Below are 2,021 nucleotides of genomic sequence, written 5' to 3' on the forward strand. Positions count from 1 at the left end.
CCTTCGGCATCCCCTCCTTCAAGCTGGAAAAAGAGGTGATGCAGCGTCGGCGCGAGATCTTCGAGGGGATGGGGATCGAGTTTCGCCTCGAAACCGAGGTGGGCAAGGATGTCACCTTCGCCGACTTGCTCGGTGAGTTCGACGCCATCTTCCTCGGGGTCGGCACCTACAAATACATGAAGGGCGGTTTCGACAACGAGACGGCCCCAGGGGTGTATGACGCCCTGCCCTACCTCATCTCCAACGCCAACCGGCTGCTGGGCTTTGAGAAGGCGCAGGCCGATTACATCGACTTCGCCGGCAAGCAGGTGGTGGTGCTCGGCGGTGGCGATACCGCCATGGACTGCGTCCGTACCGCCATCCGCCAGGGTGCCGACAAGGTGATCTGCGCCTACCGTCGCGACGCCGAGAACATGCCCGGCTCCAAGCGGGAAGTGAAGAACGCCCAGGAGGAAGGGGTGGAATTCATGTTCAATCTGCAGCCGGTCGGCGTCGAACTCGATGCCCATGGCCGCACCTGCGGCATCAAGGTGGTGAGCACAGCGCTCAGTGCCCCCGATGCCAACGGCCGCCGCAATCCTGTGGTGATCGCGGGTTCCGAGCAGGTGCTGGCGGCCGATGCGGTGGTGATGGCGTTTGGCTTCCAGCCCAACCCGCAGCCCTGGATGGCGGAATACGACATCGAGCTCGACAGCCGGGACAGGATCAAGGCCCGTGAGCAGGCGGACTATGCCTTCCAGACCAGTAACCCCAAGGTGTTCGCCGGTGGCGATGCGGTGCGCGGCTCGGATCTGGTGGTGACCGCCATCTACGAGGGCCGCAAAGCCGCCGAAGGGATCATGGACTACTTGTCCGTTTAATCTGCCGTTTGATCCGCATCCAATACCCTCCCCAAGCAAACAGCCCCGCAGATGCGGGGCTGTTTTTTAGGGCGCGTACTTTTTTCATGATCCACTTCGTTATGTTGATAAACACCCAGCATGCTTGCCAAATGAAACACATTGGCGCCATGCAATTGTTTTTTCCCAAACCTGAATCCGTAGCGAGCTGATTATTATCATTCACTGCAAAATCAAAGACTAATCCGACTGGCTATCGGCATGGACAACACATAACGCGGACCATTCCATTGCCAAACAATGAAATGTGGGGATATGCAGTGAAATAATGGATACGGGAATAAATGGAAGGTAACAACACAACATACTCATTCCCCCCAGGGTGGCATGGCTCACCCTGGGGGTCGGGATCAGGCGAGTTGCGACTCCCGGGGGATCGGGGTCACCCAGGGACGACGCCAGTGGGGAGCCTCGTGGAGATCAGGCCAGAATTCGGTCTGGTGCAGGATGGCGTCCCCGCACACAGAGTGAAAGGTGATGGCACGAGCCTGTACCAGGCCATCGGTGATCAACACCTCGGTCACCACCTCCCGCCCCTGCTCCAGCAGGCGGACCACCTCAAAATCCCAGGGACCCGCCGCCGGATAGCGGCGGTTGATCTCGATGAAGTTGCAGCGCCCCGCGATCCGCTCGCCCGACTGCGGCCAGTCACATACATAATCCTCGCACAGCCACCTGGCCGCCTTGGCAAAATCGTTGCTCTGCATGGCCTGCCAATAGGCCTCTACCACAGCTTTTGGTTCCATGGTCTTGAATTCCATGCTCACTCTCCCTACAGACGCACCACCAGCCACTCCCCCTTGCCTACCGGCACCAAGGTGCTCTGGAAGGCCGGATCGCGCTGCACTTCACTCATCCACTCGCTCATCTCATCCCGATGGGAGATGGCGTTGTCCACCACCAGCAGGCCACGAGGGGCCAGCAGGCGCCGGATCTGCGGCCACCAGGCCCAATAGTGCTGACGATCTGAATCCAGGAAGACAAGCTGATAACCTTCCGTCGGCAGTTCGGCCAGCAGGGCCCCCGCCTCGCCCCCCAGCTGGGTGATCCAGGGGCTCAGGCCGGCACGCTGGAAGTTGGTGCAGGCCAGCGCACGCTTGCCCTCATCCAGCTCTATGGTCG

Annotated in this window: 3 protein-coding genes; 1 reads left to right on the forward strand and 2 read right to left on the reverse strand. The window is 60.3% G+C overall.

The window, feature by feature from the left end; genetic code table 11:
• The coding region (locus AAC083_RS06755) for an FAD-dependent oxidoreductase (RefSeq protein ID WP_181364589.1) at positions 1-860 on the forward strand (860 nt) is incomplete at its 5' end.
• Positions 861-1,249: 389 nt separating this feature from the next.
• Here the strand turns inward: AAC083_RS06755 and AAC083_RS06760 are convergent.
• Positions 1,250-1,660, reverse strand: coding sequence for a nuclear transport factor 2 family protein (locus tag AAC083_RS06760; RefSeq protein WP_042035559.1), 411 nt, complete (start codon positions 1,658-1,660; stop codon positions 1,250-1,252).
• Positions 1,661-1,671: 11 nt separating this feature from the next.
• Positions 1,672-2,021: O-methyltransferase (locus AAC083_RS06765; RefSeq protein WP_375134726.1), on the reverse strand; the 350-nt coding region annotated here is incomplete at its 5' end.

The organism is Aeromonas sp. HMWF014, from assembly GCF_963878295.1.
Taxonomy (GTDB): domain Bacteria; phylum Pseudomonadota; class Gammaproteobacteria; order Enterobacterales; family Aeromonadaceae; genus Aeromonas; species Aeromonas popoffii.